We start from the raw sequence: 13,487 nt of genomic DNA, 5'->3' as shown, positions 1-13,487 counted from the left end.
AGATCGCGATGAGCACCGAATCGTCCACCTCCACCAAGGGCAGCAGCCACATACGGCTGACGTCCCATCCCGGCCAGGGTGCCGGCGGTGCACCGGCCATCCGCTGGGGCGCGGCGGATCCGAAGGAGCGCGGGCCGCTCATCGGTACCACCACCAACCGCAGCCAGCGCAACGTCATCGGCACGCACAGCGGCAGCTACGGCGTGTACCGCGCGCTGGCGGTGGCCGCGGGCAACCTGACCAAGGGCCACCGCGCCGATCTCACCAACACCGCGCCCACCGAGCACATCGGCCCCTATCCGCAGTGGGCCGACCCGCACAAGATCGTCTCCATCGACCCCTGGGGCGCCTCGGTGGCCGAGGTGTTCGCCGAGCAGCTGGCGCAGGGCGTGGACATCCGCCCCACCATCGCCGTGACGCAGGCGCACATCCACCTGCCGGAGATCCGCCAGGCGCTGGCGTTCCAGCGGCTGCAGGTGGACGGGAAGATCCTGCTGGAGGACAGCTCCGCCACCGTCACCAAGATCGCCGTGGAGCCCGTGTGGTGGCTGCCCGGCGTGGCCAAGCGCTTCGGCGTGAGCGAGGCGGTGCTGCGCAAGACGCTGTTCGAGGAAACCGGCGGCATGTACCCGGAGCTGGTCACGCGCGGCGACCTGGAGGTGTTCCTGCCGCCCATCGGCGGGCAGACGCTCTACGTCTTCGGCAAGGCGCAGGACCTGGCCAATCCCGAGGTCACGCTCACGGCGCGGGTGCATGACGAGTGCAACGGTTCGGACGTGTTCGGCTCCGACATCTGCACCTGCCGGCCGTACCTGACGCACGCGATCGAGGAGTGCATCAAAGGTGCGCAGGCCGGTGGCGTGGGGCTGATCGCCTACAGCCGCAAGGAGGGCCGCGCGCTGGGCGAGGTCACGAAGTTCCTGGTCTACAACGCGCGCAAGCGCCAGGTGGGCGGCGACAGCGCGGACAAGTACTTCCTGCGCACCGAGTGCGTGGCCGGCGTGCAGGACATGCGTTTCCAGGAGCTGATGCCCGACGTGCTGCACTGGCTGGGCATCAGGAAGATCCACCGCCTGGTGAGCATGAGCAACGACAAGTACGACGCCATCACCGGCAGCGGCATCGAGGTGGGCGAGCGCATCAAGATTCCCGACGAGTTAGTCCCTGCGGACGCCCGGGTGGAGATCGAGGCCAAGATCGCGGCGGGCTATTTCACTGACGGCAGCGTGCCGGACGCCGACCGGCTGGCGGCCACGAAGGGGCGCAACCTTGTCGAATGAACTCAACCCCACGCTGAGCCCCGGCGACGTGGCCGAGGGCGTGCGGCGGCTGCGCCAGGCCGCCACGGTGCGCGAGCGCTGCGCCAACCTCACGCAGGCGGTGCGCGAGGGGCGCTCGGAGCATTTCCGGCTCGACGAGTCCAGGCTGGACGAGGTGGCGCAGCGCATCGCGGCGCTGACCCGCGCGCGCTTCCCCGACGGGCGCGTCCCGCTGCACAGCCGCTGGCGCCATTTCGAGGCCGGCGGCGTGGACCGGCTGGCCGAGGTCAATGCCAAGCTCGCCGGACACGGCCAGGTGGCGCGGGCGCGGGCGCACATCGAGCTGGTGTTCATCAGCGTGCTGCTCGATGCCGGCGCCGGCGCGCAGTGGCAGTACGTGGAGAAGGAAAGCGGCCAGACCTTCGCGCGATCCGAGGGCCTGGGCGTGGCAAGCCTGCGCGGCTTCCTGGCCGGCGCCTTCTCCAGCGACATGGGCGATCCCTGCCGGGTGGACGCCAAGGCGCTGGCGCGCATCGACGTGCCCGCGCTGGCGGCGATCTTCCAGGTGCGCGAGGACAACCCGCTGCTGGGGCTGGAGGGCCGCGTCGTCCTGCTGCGCCGCCTGGCACAGGCGCTGCGCCAGCAGGTGGACACCTTCACGGCCGATGGCCGCCCGGGCCACCTGTTCGATGCGCTGACGCATCACCACCATGCGCCGCGGCTGCACAACCACCACGTGGTGCCGCGCAGCACGGCGCTGCACCACCAGGTGTCGGCGGCGCGGCTGCTGCAGTCGCTGCTGGACGCCTTCAGCGCCATCTGGCCCAGCGGGCAGCAGTTCATGGGCGTGCCGGTGGGCGACGCCTGGGCGCATCCGCTGGCCGGTGGCGAGGGCCCCAGCGCGGGCTGGGTGCCCTTCCACAAGCTCAGCCAGTGGCTGAGCTACTCGCTGGTCGAGCCCTTCCAGGCCGCAGGCGTGCAGATCACGGGGCTGGAGGAGCTCACCGGGCTGCCCGAGTACCGCAACGGCGGATTGCTGCTCGATGCCGGCGTGATCCAGCCGCTGGACTCGGAATTCGGTACCCGGGTGCGCGTGCCGGGCGAGCCCTGGGTGATCGAGTGGCGCGCGCTGACCGTGACGCTGCTCGACGCCCTGCTGCCGCGCGTGCGCACGCTGCTGGGCGACGACACGCTGCCGCTGGGCTGCCTGCTGGAGGGCGGCAGCTGGGCGGCGGGGCGGCAGATCGCCGCCGAGCGCCGCGGCGGCGGCGCGCCGCCGGTGGCCATCGACAGTGACGGCACCGTGTTCTGAGCCGTCCGCAAGACACAAGCACCACATCCACCACGAGGGAGAAGGCCCATGTCCGTCGTTCACGTCATCGACCATCCGCTGGTGCAGCACAAGCTCACGCTCATGCGCGAGAAGGACCGCAGCACCAACAGCTTCCGCAGGCTGATGCACGAGCTCAGCATGCTCATGGCCTACGAGGTCACGCGCGACATGCCCACGCAGCTGATCGACATCGAGACGCCGCTGGAGTCCATGCGCTCGCCGGTGATCGACGGCAAGAAGACCGTGTTCGTCTCGGTCATGCGCGCCGGCGGCGGCTTCCTGGACGGCATGCTGGAGATCATCCCCGGCGCGCGCGTGGGCCATGTCGGGCTGTACCGCGACCCGCGCACGCTGATGGCGGTGGAGTACTACCTCAAGATGCCCGACCACATGGAGGAGCGCGACGCCATCGTGCTCGACCCGATGCTGGCCACGGGCAACTCCGCCACGGCGGCGGTGGAGCGGCTCAAGGAGTTCAAGCCGCGCTCGATCCGCTTCGTGAGCCTGCTGGCCGCGCCGGAGGGGCTGCGGCATTTCCATGCCCAGCATCCGGACGTGCCGGTGTACACGGCCGCCATCGACCGCCAGCTCGACGAGCACGGCTACATCCTGCCGGGCCTGGGCGACGCCGGCGACCGGCTCTTCGGCACCAAGTGATGCGGATGCAGGACCTGCTGTTGCGCAACGTGGCGCTGCCCGATGGGCGCGCCGGCGTGGACGTGCTGGTGCGCGAGGGGCGCATCGCCGCGGTGGGGCCGGCGCTGCCGGCGCCGCCAGGCCTTCCCACCCTGGACGGCGGCGGCTGGCTGCTGAGCCCGCCCTTCGTGGACGCGCACTTCCACATGGACTCCACGCTCAGCCACGGCCAGCCGCGGGTGAACGAGAGCGGCACACTGCTGGAAGGCATCTCGCTGTGGGGCGAATTGAAACCGCTGCTGACGCAGGAGGCGCTGGTGGAGCGTGCGCTGCGCTACTGCGACTGGGCCGTGGCGCGCGGGCTGCTGGCGATCCGCTCGCACGTGGACATCTGCGACCCGCGGCTGCTGGCGGTGGAGGCGCTGCTGCACGTCAAGCGGCAGGTGGCGCCCTACCTCGACCTGCAGCTGGTGGCCTTTCCGCAGGACGGCCTGCTGCGTTGCCCGGGCGCGTTTGAAAACCTCCAGCGTGCGCTGGACCTGGGCGTGGACGTGGTGGGCGGCATTCCGCACTTCGAGCGCACCATGGCCGACGGCGCCGAGAGCGTGCGGCTGCTGTGCGAGCTGGCCGCGGAGCGCGGCCTGCGCGTGGACATGCACTGCGACGAGAGCGACGACCCGCTGTCGCGCCACGTCGAGACGCTGGCGCAGCAGACGCACCGGCTGGGGCTGCATGGGCGGGTGACGGGCTCGCACCTCACGTCCATGCATTCCATGGACAACTACTACGTGTCCAAGCTGCTGCCGCTGATGGCCGAGGCCGGCCTGCACGCGGTGGCGAACCCGCTCATCAACATCATGCTGCAGGGCCGGCACGACACCTACCCGAAGCGCCGTGGCATGACGCGCGTGCCGGAGCTGCTGGCCGCGGGCGTGAACGTCGGTTTCGGCCACGACTGCGTGATGGACCCTTGGTACCCGCTGGGCTCGGCCGACATGCTGGAAGTCGCCGCGATGGGGCTGCACGTGGCGCAGCTGGGCTCCGTGGCCGGGCAGCGCGCCTGCTTCGACGCGGTGACGGTGAACAACGCGCGCATCCTGGGGCTGGAGGGCTACGGGCTGGAGCCGGGCTGCCGTGGGGATTTCGTACTGCTGCAGGCGCGCTCGCCGCAGGAGGCGATCCGGCTGCGCGCGCCACGGCTGCTGGTGGTGCGCGGAGGGCGGGTGCTGGCGCGCGCGCCAGTGCAGGCGGTGGAGCTGGAGCTGCCGGGCCGGCCGGCGCGAGTGGACTTCACGCTGGCGCCGCCGGCCCGGGATGAGCCCGGGGCGGCCTCGCCGGGCGGCCCGGAGGCGGGCCCCTAAAATCGGCCCCAACACAAACACAGGCAGGCATGAAGCTCATCGGATCGCTCACCAGCCCCTACGTGCGCAAGGTGCGCGTCGTGATGGCGGAGAAGAAGCTGGACTACCAGTTTCTGCAGGAAGACGTTTGGAACAGCGACGCGATCCTGGCCTCCAACCCGCTGGGCAAGGTGCCCTGCCTGATCACGGAGTCCGGCGAGCCGGTGTACGACTCGCGCGTGATCGTGGAGTACGTGGACACGCTCTCGCCGGTGGGGCGGCTGATTCCGGCCACGGGCCGCGAGCGCGCCGAGGTGCGCACCATCGAGGCGCTGGCCGATGGGCTGCTGGACGCGTCGATCCTGGCGCGGCTTGAGCTGACCTGGGCTGGCCGCAGCGAGGCCCAGCGCAGCCCGGCCTGGGTGGACCGCCAGATGGCGCGCGTGCACAGCGCGCTCAAGGCCCTGTCGCAGGCGCTGGGCGACGACGCCTGGTGCGTGCACAACCATTTTTCGCTGGCCGATATCGCCGTGGGCTGCGCGGTGGGCTATCTCACCTTCCGCTTCCCGCACATCGACTGGCGCGGCGACCATCCCAACCTGGCGCGCCTGTCGGACAAGCTCGAAGCGCGCGCGAGCTTCATCGCCACCGCCGTGCCCAAGGGCTGAAGAACGGTTGATCTGCCGCAGGCGCTGCCAGGGCGCCGCGGCCCGGGACGGTGGCGCGTGTCGCCTATACTGTCCCTTCAGCGCCGATTTGTTCCGGATTGCGGGCGCTCAACAAATGCAGCTAAAGAGGGACGCCCAGACCCGGTGTCCGCTTTCAGCGACGCCGGGTTTTTTGCTTCTGGAGGGACGGGTTTCATCCATGGGTTCTATAGGGCATGTCACGCCGCAGCGCATGCATTTTTCGCAGCCGCTGCCGCTCAAGAGCGGCGCGCAGCTGCCGGACTACACGCTGACGTATGAGACCTACGGCACGCTCAACGCCGCGCGCAGCAACGCCGTGCTGGTGTGCCACGCGCTCAACGCCAGCCACCACGTCGCCGGCACCTACGCCGGGCAGGAGAAGAGCGAAGGTTGGTGGGACAACCTGATCGGTCCGGGCAAGCCGCTGGACACGAACCGCTTCTTCGTCATCGGTGTCAACAATCCGGGCTCCTGCTTCGGCTCCACCGGGCCGAAGGACATCAACCCGGCCACCGGTCAGCCCTGGGGCTCGGACTTCCCGGTGGTGACGGTGGAAGACTGGGTCAACGCGCAGGCGCGGCTGCTGGACGCGCTGGGCATCGAGCAGCTCGCGGCCGTGATCGGCGGCAGCCTGGGCGGCATGCAGGCGCTGAGCTGGAGCATCCAGCACCCGCAGCGCCTGCGCCACGCGCTGGTGATCGCCAGCGCGCCGAACCTCTCGGCGCAGAACATTGCCTTCAACGAAGTGGCGCGCCGGGCCATCTGCACCGACCCCGAGTTCCACGGCGGCCACTTCTATGCCCACGGCGTGGTGCCGCAGCGCGGGTTGCGCGTGGCGCGGATGATCGGCCACATCACGTACCTGTCCGACGACTCGATGGAAGCCAAGTTCGGCCGTGCGCTGCGCGCCGCGGAGCTGGCCTACAGCACGCAGCAGATCGAGTTCCAGATCGAGAGCTACCTGCGCTACCAGGGCGACAAGTTCAGCGAGTACTTCGACGCCAACACGTACCTGCTGATCACGCGCGCGCTGGACTACTTCGACCCGGCGCGCGAGCACGGCGGCGACCTGTCCGCCGCGATGGCCAAGGCCACGGCGAAATTCCTGGTGGTGAGCTTCACCACCGACTGGCGCTTCTCGCCGCTGCGCTCGCGCGAGATCGTGCAGGCGCTGCTGGACAACGGCCGTGACGTGGCCTACGCGGAGATCGACGCTCCGCACGGCCACGACGCCTTCCTGCTGGAGGACCCGCGCTACCACGGCGTGGTGCGCGCCTACTTCGAGCGCGTGGCGGCGGAGGCCGAGGCCATCACCGCCCCGGCCGTGGCCGTGAGCCAAAGGGAGGCTGCATGAGCGACCGGCAAGCCATGGCGCTGATCGCCGAGCTGGTGCCCAAGGGCAGCCGCGTGCTGGACCTGGGCTGTGGCAACGGCGCGCTGCTGGCACTGCTGCGCGACGAGCGCGGCTGCACCGGCTACGGGGTGGAGATCGACGACGCGAAGGTGCTGGAGTGCGTCAAGCGCGGCGTCAACGTCATCCAGCGCAACCTGGACGAGGGCCTGGGGCTGTTCCGCGACGGCAGCTTCGACGTGGTGCTGCAGCTCGACACGCTGCAGCACCTGCGCAACACGGCCGAGCTGCTGCGCGAGACGGCGCGCGTGGGACGCAGCGCGATCGTGAGCTTCCCGAACTTCGCGCACTGGCCCAACCGCTTCTCGGTGCTGCGCGGGCGCATGCCCGTGACCAAGACGCTGCCCTACCAGTGGTACGACACGCCCAACATCCGCGTCGGCACCTTCGCCGACTTCGAGGTGCTGGCCGGGCAGTGTGGGCTGCGGGTGCTGCAGTCCTTCGGGCTGCACAATGGGCGCAAGGTGGACGCGTGGCCGAACCTGATGGCGAGCACGGCGGTGTTCAGGCTGGAGCGGGGCTGAGCTGCCACCAGCCGAGCGTGCCTGCGCACGCTCGCGCGGGCAGCGAAGGGCTCGAGCTCTGCGAGGGCGCGGCCTGCAGGGCTGAGCGACAGCGCCCCGTTGCGGTTGGCCCTTCCCGCCGCCGCCAGGAGTGAAAAAGGCGGCTCCTAGAATGGGTTGAATCCCCTCCCGGAGCCCGCCATGAACGCCCCCGAACGCCTTCCCCTCCCCGACCCCCAAGCCCTGAGCGCCTTCGCCGACGAGGCGTGGAAGGAGCGCATCCTGCCCGCGCTGGTGGACTACATCCGGGTGCCGGCCAAGAGCCCGATGTTCGACAAGGACTGGGCACAGCACGGCTACATCGAGCGCGTGCTGCAGGACGCGGCGGCCTGGGTCGAGTCCCGCCGCGTGCCGGGGCTCAAGCTGGAAATCATCCGCCTGCCCGAGCGCACGCCGGTGATCTTCTTCGAGGTGGAGGCGACGGCTTCCGGCGGCGCCGGCCAGACGGTGCTGTTCTACGGCCACCTCGACAAGCAGCCCGAGTTCAACGGCTGGCGCGCGGACCTCGGCCCCTGGACGCCCGTGGTCGAGGACGGCCTGCTCTACGGCCGTGGCGGCGCCGATGACGGCTATGCCATCTACGCCGCCGTCAGCGCCATCGAGGCCCTGAAGGCGCAGGGCACGCCGCATCCGCGCTGCGTGGGCCTGATCGAGACCTGCGAGGAAAGCGGCTCCTTCGACCTGCCGGCCTACGTCGCCGCCCTGGGCCCGCGCCTGGGCGACGTCGGCCTGGTCGTCTGCCTGGACTCGGGCGCCGGCAACTACGACCAGCTCTGGCTCACCACCTCGCTGCGCGGCATGGTCAGCGGCGTGCTGAAGGTGCAGATCCTCACCGAGGGCGTGCACTCGGGCGACGCCAGCGGGCTGGTGCCGTCGAGCTTCCGCATCCTGCGCCAGGTGCTGGACCGGCTGGAGGACGCGCGCACCGGCGCGCTGCTGCCGCCGGATTTCCACGTCGAGATTCCCGCCGAGCGCGTCGCGCAGGCCCAGGCCACGGCGGCGGCGCTGGGCGACGAGGTCTGGAAGCGCTACCCCTGGGCCTGCGGCAACGACGGCACGCCGGCGCTGCCCACCACCACCGACCCGGTCGAGGCGCTGCTCAACCGCACCTGGCGCCCCACCCTGTCCGTGACCGGCGTGGACGGCTTCCCGGAGCTGTCGCAGGCCGGCAACGTGCTGCGGCCCTACACCGCCTTCAAGCTCTCGCTGCGCCTGCCGCCCACGCTGGACGGCCACGCCGCGGCGCTGAAGCTGCAGCAACTGCTGGAGGACAACGCGCCCTACAACGCCAAGGTCACCTTCCACGCCGATGGGCGCGCCGGCGCGCTGGGCGCCAACGGCTGGAACGCCCCGTCGCTGCAGCCCTGGCTCGCCACGGCGCTGGACGCGGCCAGCCAGGCCCACTACGGCGCGCCCTGCGGCTTCATTGGCCAGGGCGGCACGATCCCCTTCATGGGCATGCTGCAGGAGGGCTTCCCCAAGGCGCAGATGATGGTCTGCGGCGTGCTCGGCCCGAAGAGCAACGCCCACGGGCCCAACGAGTTCCTGCACCTGGACTACGCGCGCCGGCTCACCGCGGCGGTGGCGCAGGTGGTGGCGGCGATGCCGTGAGCCCGAAGCGGCCTGCCTGCCCGTGGGCGCAGGCAGGCTGCTCGACGCACATAGCGTCCTAAGCAACGCCCACAGGGACGGCACCGCGCAACCGGTAACAATCGTGGTCTTTGCCTGAATCGGCCCGGTCGTCGCCGGGCCCTGCGTGACCATGAAGCCCGACGCCCCCGCCGATGCGCCGCTGCCCTCGGAGACCCTGATCGACGAAGCCCCCGAGGATGTGAAAGTCAAGGTGCCGCTGGCCCTGGAGGACTGGCTGGCGGTGCTGTGCATGGGCGCGCTGTGCCTGATCACCTTCGCCAACGTGCTGGTGCGCTACCTCACCGACCAGTCGCTGGCCTGGACGGAGGAGATCTCCGTCTTCCTGCTCATCGTCGTGACGCTGGCCGGCGGCTGCGCCGCCATGGCGCGCGACCGCCACATCAAGATCGAGTACTTCAGCGAGAGCGGCTCGGCCGAGCGCCGCCGGCGCCTGGCGCGCATCGGCGCGCTGTGCTCGACGCTGTTCTTCCTGGCGCTCGCGGGCCTGAGCGTCCGCCTGGTGTGGGACGAATACCGCTTCGAGGAGACGACGCCCGGCATCGGGCTGCCCAAGTGGTGGTACTCGATCTGGCTGCCGGTGCTGTCCTTCGCCATCGCGCTGCGCGCCTTCGGCCTGTTCCTGCGCAACGCGTGCAAGGGAGCCGGCCAATGATCGCCGCGCTGCTGTTCGCCCTCTTCATCGGGCTGATGCTGCTGGGCGTGCCCATCGGCGTGGCGCTGGCCATCGGCGGCGGTGCCGCCATCGCGCTGTCCAACACCACGACGCAGTTCTTCGGCCTGCTGGCGCTGCCGCAGAACTTCTACGCCGGGCTGTCCAAGTACCCGCTGCTGGCGATCCCGATGTTCGTGCTGGTGGGCTCCATCTTCGACCGCTCCGGCGTGGCGCAGCGGCTGGTGAACTTCGCCATAGCCATCGTCGGGCGCGGCCCCGGCATGCTGCCGCTGGTGGCGATTGCCGTGGCGATGTTCCTGGGCGGCATCTCCGGCTCGGGCCCGGCCACGGCCGCGGCGGTGGGCAGCGTGATGATCGCGGCCATGGCGCGCGCGGGCTACCCGGGCGCCTACTCCGCCAGCGTGGTCGGCGCGGCGGCGGCCACGGACATCCTCATCCCGCCCTCGGTGGCCTTCATCGTCTACTCGGTGATGGTGCCCGGCGCCTCGGTGCCGGCCCTCTTCGCCGCCGGCATGGTGCCGGGCGTGCTCGCCGGGCTGGCGCTGATCATCCCGGCGGTGTGGCTGGCGCGGCGCCACGGCATGGGCGGGGCGGAAGCCAAGCTGCCGCGGCCGGCGTTCTGGCCGGCGCTCAAGGAAGCGTCCTGGGGGCTGGCCGCGCCGGTGCTGATCCTGGGCGGCATGCGCGCGGGCTGGTTCACGCCCACCGAGGCCGCCGTGGTGGCGGTGTTCTACGGACTGTTCGTGGGCATGGCGGTGCACCGCACCATCGGCCTGCGCGACCTGTTCCCGATCCTGCGCGAGGCGGCCGAAACCTCGGCCGTGATCATGATGGTGGTGGCGCTGGCCGGGATCTTCGCCTACGCGCTCTCCACGCTTTCCGTCATCGACCCGATCACGCAGGCCATCGTCCAGTCCGGCCTGGGCGAGTGGGGCGTGATGGCGCTGGTGGTGCTGGTGCTGATCGTGGCGGGCATGTTCCTCGACGGCATCTCCATCTTCCTGATCTTCGTGCCGCTGCTGCTGCCGCTGGTGCAGGCCTTCCGCTGGGACCCGGTGTGGTTCGGCGTGATCCTGACGCTGCTGGTGGCGCTGGGCCAGTTCACGCCGCCGATGGCGGTGAACCTGATGGTGTCCTGCCGCATCGCGGGCGTGCGCATGGAGTCCACGATTCCCTGGGTGCTGTGGCTGCTGCTGGCCATGGGCCTGGCGATGCTGGCGGTGATCGCCTTCCCGCCGCTGGCGCTGTGGCTGCCGCAGCGCCTGGGCTACTGAAGAAGCCCCCCTTCCCTGTTCAAGAACCCCTCCAAGGAGACTGCACGAGATGAAACGCCGCAATCTGTTCGCCGCCGCTGCCACCGCGCTGGCCGCCGTCCTGTCGCTGGGCAGCGCCCAGGCCCAGGTGCCCGCCAACTACAAGCCCGAATACAAGATGTCGCTGGTGCTGGGCACGGCCTTCCCCTGGGGCAAGGGCGGCGAGATCTGGGCCGACCTGGTCAAGCAGCGCACCAGCGGGCGCATCAACATCAAGCTCTACCCCGGCACGTCGCTGGTGCAGGGCGACCAGACGCGCGAGCTCACCGCCATCCGCCAGGGCGTGATCGACATGGCCATCGGCTCCACCATCAACTGGTCGCCGCAGGTCAAGGAACTCAACCTGTTCTCGCTGCCCTTCCTGATGCCCGACTACGCCGCCATCGACGCCATCACCCAGGGCGAGCCGGGCAAGGACATCTTCAAGGCGCTGGAAAAGGGCGGCGTGGTGCCGCTGGCTTGGGGCGAGAACGGCTTCCGCGAGCTGAGCAACTCCAAGCGCGACATCCGCAAGCCCGAGGACCTCAAGGGCCTGAAGCTGCGCGTGGTGGGCTCGCCGCTGTTCATCGACACCTTCACCGCGCTGGGCGCCAACCCCACGCAGATGAGCTGGGCCGACGCGCAGCCCGCGCTGGCCAGCGGCGCGGTGGATGGGCAGGAGAACCCGCTGTCCATCTACACCGCCGCCAAGCTGCACACCGTGGCGCAGAAGCACCTGACGGTGTGGGGCTACATGGCCGATCCGCTGATCTTCGTGGTCAACCGCGACGTGTGGGAGAGCTGGACCCCGGCCGACCGCGACATCGTGCGCCAGGCCGCGGTGGACGCGGGCAAGCAGCAGATCGAGATCGCGCGCAAGGGCCTGGCCGACGCCGAGCCGGCGGTGCTCAAGGACATCGCCGCCAACGGCGTGAGCGTGGTGAAGCTGTCGGCCGCCGAGCGCGAAGCCTTCGCCAAGGCCACGCGCCCGGTCTACGACAAGTGGAAGAAGACCGTGGGCGAGGCCCTGGTGGCCAAGGCCGAGGCGGCCGTGGCGGCGCGCAAGAAGTAAGGCGCCGCCGCGGCAGCGCCTTTTCAATTCTTTCGGGTCTTGAGCGACGCTGAAATATTCCCTCGTCATGCCCGCGAAGGCGGGCATCCACGCGAGTCGGGCTGCAGCCCGGTATTCGTGGACACCCGCCTTCGCGGGTGTGACGGGGTTACTTCACTCGCAACGAAGAACCGAAATCAAAACGTGTACCCCGCCTCCACCGCCGCCCCCGACAGCGGCTCCAGCAGCGGCAGCAGCGGCTGCAGTTGGCGGTAGCGCAGCGCGACCTTGGTGGCGTAGGCGAAGAAGCGCGGCAGGTCCTGCACGTAGCGGTCCTTGCCGTCGCGGTGCTTCAGCCGGCAGAAGATGCCCAGCACCTTGAGGTGGCGCTGCAGGCCCATGTACTCCAGCGCGCGCCAGAACTCGCCGAAATCCTCCTTGAGGCCACCGTCCAGCGGCACGCCGGCCTCGCGCGCGGCCTGCCAGTAGCGCACCGCCCAGTCGATCTCGCGCTCCTCGTCCCAGGAAACGAAGGCGTCGCGCAGCAGCGAGGCGATGTCGTAGGTCACGGGGCCGCGCACGGCGTCCTGGAAGTCCAGGATGCCCGGGCCCTGCGGCCCCACCATGAGGTTGCGCGGCATCCAGTCGCGATGCACCGCCACGCGCGGCTGCGCCAGCGCGCTGGCCGTCAGCAGCGCGGCGATGCGGCTCCACTGTTCCTGCTGCGCCTCGGTCCAGGTGACGCCGAACTCGCGCTGCACGCACCATTGCGGAAACAGCGCCAGCTCGCGCTGCAGCAGCGCGCCGTCGTAGTTGGGCAGCGTGGCGGGGTCGATGCGCACCTGCCACTGCACCAGCGCGGCGATGGCCTGGCGCATGAGCGCGTCGGCCTGCGCGGCGTCAGCCTGGCGCAGCGCGTCCAGGAACAGCTGCTGGCCCAGGTCGGACAGCAGCAGGAAGCCGTGGGTCTCGTCCACGGCCAGCAGCTCCGGGCCGTTCAGGGCCGCGCCCTGGATCAGCCGGGCGATGTGCACGAAGGGCCGCACGTCCTCCTGGGGCGGAGGCGCGTCCATGACGATGCGTGAGGGGCCGGTGGCGCTGTCGATGCGGAAGTAGCGGCGGAAGCTCGCGTCGGCCGAGGCCGGGCGCAGGGTGTGCATCTGCAGCCCGTGCTGTGCGGCCAGCGGCGCGAGCCAGGCATTGAAGGCCTGCGCGCGCGCAGGATCGGTCCAGGTGATGGTGGTGCTCATGGGGGACAGGGCCAGGCGCGGCGGCGCCGCGGGCGGAGAGGGTCCGGGCAGACCCTCATGGATAATCGCCCGGATTTTACGAACCGCACCCGGCGCCCTTCCTGACGCCGGCCCGGCCGCCGCCCGGCCCGACAGCCCCCTTGCCGCCTTGCGCCTGCCTGCCCACGCCCGCCCGTCCGCCCCATCCCTGACGCTGCCGCGCCCGCGCGCCGAGCGGCTGCTGGCGCTGGCTCTGCTGGCCGGGCTGCCGTTGGGCGCCGCGACGCAGGTGCTGCTGCCCGAGGAAAGCGCGCCGCCGCCCGTGGAGGTGCAGCCCGCCGAGCCCGAGGCGGCACCG

At 70.6% G+C, this 13,487-nt stretch carries 12 protein-coding genes and 1 pseudogene; 12 read left to right on the top strand and 1 reads right to left on the bottom strand.

The window, feature by feature from the left end:
- The first annotated feature begins 8 nt into the window (after positions 1 to 8).
- The 11 genes from Q0741_RS22040 (at position 9) to Q0741_RS21990 (ending at position 11,921) form a co-directional block, all read left to right on the top strand.
- Positions 9 to 1,280 (top strand): GTP cyclohydrolase II, encoded by a 1,272-nt coding sequence (locus Q0741_RS22040; protein ID WP_298235338.1) that lies wholly within the window; start codon positions 9 to 11, stop codon positions 1,278 to 1,280.
- Positions 1,270 to 2,571 (top strand): URC4/urg3 family protein, encoded by a 1,302-nt coding sequence (locus Q0741_RS22035; RefSeq protein WP_298235337.1) that lies wholly within the window; start codon positions 1,270 to 1,272, stop codon positions 2,569 to 2,571. The genes Q0741_RS22040 and Q0741_RS22035 overlap by 11 nt, the downstream gene beginning before the upstream one ends.
- A 48-nt stretch (positions 2,572 to 2,619) precedes the next feature.
- Positions 2,620 to 3,249: a uracil phosphoribosyltransferase gene (gene upp, locus Q0741_RS22030; RefSeq protein WP_298235336.1), complete on the top strand. Its 630-nt coding sequence runs from the start codon at positions 2,620 to 2,622 to the stop codon at positions 3,247 to 3,249.
- 5 nt (positions 3,250 to 3,254) lie between these two features.
- Entirely contained in the window at positions 3,255 to 4,589 is a 1,335-nt protein-coding gene (locus Q0741_RS22025) for an amidohydrolase family protein (protein ID WP_298235361.1), read from the top strand.
- Between the two features lie 29 nt (positions 4,590 to 4,618).
- Positions 4,619 to 5,236, top strand: a complete 618-nt coding sequence (locus Q0741_RS22020; RefSeq protein ID WP_298235335.1) for a glutathione S-transferase C-terminal domain-containing protein — start codon at positions 4,619 to 4,621, stop codon at positions 5,234 to 5,236.
- A 199-nt stretch (positions 5,237 to 5,435) separates the two neighbouring features.
- Positions 5,436 to 6,611: a homoserine O-acetyltransferase gene (locus Q0741_RS22015; protein ID WP_298235334.1), complete on the top strand. Its 1,176-nt coding sequence runs from the start codon at positions 5,436 to 5,438 to the stop codon at positions 6,609 to 6,611.
- Positions 6,608 to 7,192 (top strand): methionine biosynthesis protein MetW, encoded by a 585-nt coding sequence (gene metW / locus Q0741_RS22010; protein ID WP_298235333.1) that lies wholly within the window; start codon positions 6,608 to 6,610, stop codon positions 7,190 to 7,192. The genes Q0741_RS22015 and metW overlap by 4 nt, the downstream gene beginning before the upstream one ends.
- Before the next feature lie 180 nt (positions 7,193 to 7,372).
- Positions 7,373 to 8,842: a M20 family metallopeptidase gene (locus tag Q0741_RS22005; protein WP_298235332.1), complete on the top strand. Its 1,470-nt coding sequence runs from the start codon at positions 7,373 to 7,375 to the stop codon at positions 8,840 to 8,842.
- Between the two features lie 151 nt (positions 8,843 to 8,993).
- Positions 8,994 to 9,536 (top strand): TRAP transporter small permease, encoded by a 543-nt coding sequence (locus Q0741_RS22000; protein WP_298235331.1) that lies wholly within the window; start codon positions 8,994 to 8,996, stop codon positions 9,534 to 9,536.
- Entirely contained in the window at positions 9,533 to 10,831 is a 1,299-nt protein-coding gene (locus Q0741_RS21995; protein WP_298235330.1) for a TRAP transporter large permease, read from the top strand. Before Q0741_RS22000 ends, Q0741_RS21995 begins: the two co-directional genes overlap by 4 nt.
- Positions 10,832 to 10,880: 49 nt before the next feature.
- On the top strand, positions 10,881 to 11,921 hold the full coding sequence (locus Q0741_RS21990) for a DctP family TRAP transporter solute-binding subunit (RefSeq protein ID WP_298235329.1): 1,041 nt from the start codon (positions 10,881 to 10,883) through the stop codon (positions 11,919 to 11,921).
- A 176-nt stretch (positions 11,922 to 12,097) separates the two neighbouring features.
- Here Q0741_RS21990 and Q0741_RS21985 read toward each other — a convergent pair whose 3' ends face one another.
- A complete protein-coding gene (locus tag Q0741_RS21985) occupies positions 12,098 to 13,150 on the bottom strand; it encodes a phosphotransferase (RefSeq protein ID WP_298235328.1) in 1,053 nt (350 codons plus the stop codon).
- A 148-nt stretch (positions 13,151 to 13,298) separates the two neighbouring features.
- Here Q0741_RS21985 and Q0741_RS21980 point away from each other — a divergent pair.
- Positions 13,299 to 13,487: pseudogene (locus Q0741_RS21980) on the top strand (hypothetical protein); the annotation flags it as partial.

Source organism: uncultured Azohydromonas sp., from assembly GCF_937926365.1.
Classification (GTDB): domain Bacteria; phylum Pseudomonadota; class Gammaproteobacteria; order Burkholderiales; family Burkholderiaceae_C; genus Azohydromonas.
The sequence above is the reverse complement of the archived record's forward strand: the minus strand, read 5'-3'. Positions and strand labels throughout refer to the sequence as shown.

Coding starts and splice junctions, on each gene's coding strand:
- Q0741_RS22040 (WP_298235338.1), top strand. CDS start 9: ATGAGCACCGAATCGTCCACCTCCACCAAGGGCAGCAGCCACATACGG.
- upp (WP_298235336.1), top strand. CDS start 2,620: ATGTCCGTCGTTCACGTCATCGACCATCCGCTGGTGCAGCACAAGCTC.
- Q0741_RS22025 (WP_298235361.1), top strand. CDS start 3,255: ATGCAGGACCTGCTGTTGCGCAACGTGGCGCTGCCCGATGGGCGCGCC.
- Q0741_RS22020 (WP_298235335.1), top strand. CDS start 4,619: ATGAAGCTCATCGGATCGCTCACCAGCCCCTACGTGCGCAAGGTGCGC.
- Q0741_RS22015 (WP_298235334.1), top strand. CDS start 5,436: ATGGGTTCTATAGGGCATGTCACGCCGCAGCGCATGCATTTTTCGCAG.
- metW (WP_298235333.1), top strand. CDS start 6,608: ATGAGCGACCGGCAAGCCATGGCGCTGATCGCCGAGCTGGTGCCCAAG.
- Q0741_RS22005 (WP_298235332.1), top strand. CDS start 7,373: ATGAACGCCCCCGAACGCCTTCCCCTCCCCGACCCCCAAGCCCTGAGC.
- Q0741_RS22000 (WP_298235331.1), top strand. CDS start 8,994: ATGAAGCCCGACGCCCCCGCCGATGCGCCGCTGCCCTCGGAGACCCTG.
- Q0741_RS21995 (WP_298235330.1), top strand. CDS start 9,533: ATGATCGCCGCGCTGCTGTTCGCCCTCTTCATCGGGCTGATGCTGCTG.
- Q0741_RS21990 (WP_298235329.1), top strand. CDS start 10,881: ATGAAACGCCGCAATCTGTTCGCCGCCGCTGCCACCGCGCTGGCCGCC.
- Q0741_RS21985 (WP_298235328.1), bottom strand. CDS start 13,150: ATGAGCACCACCATCACCTGGACCGATCCTGCGCGCGCGCAGGCCTTC.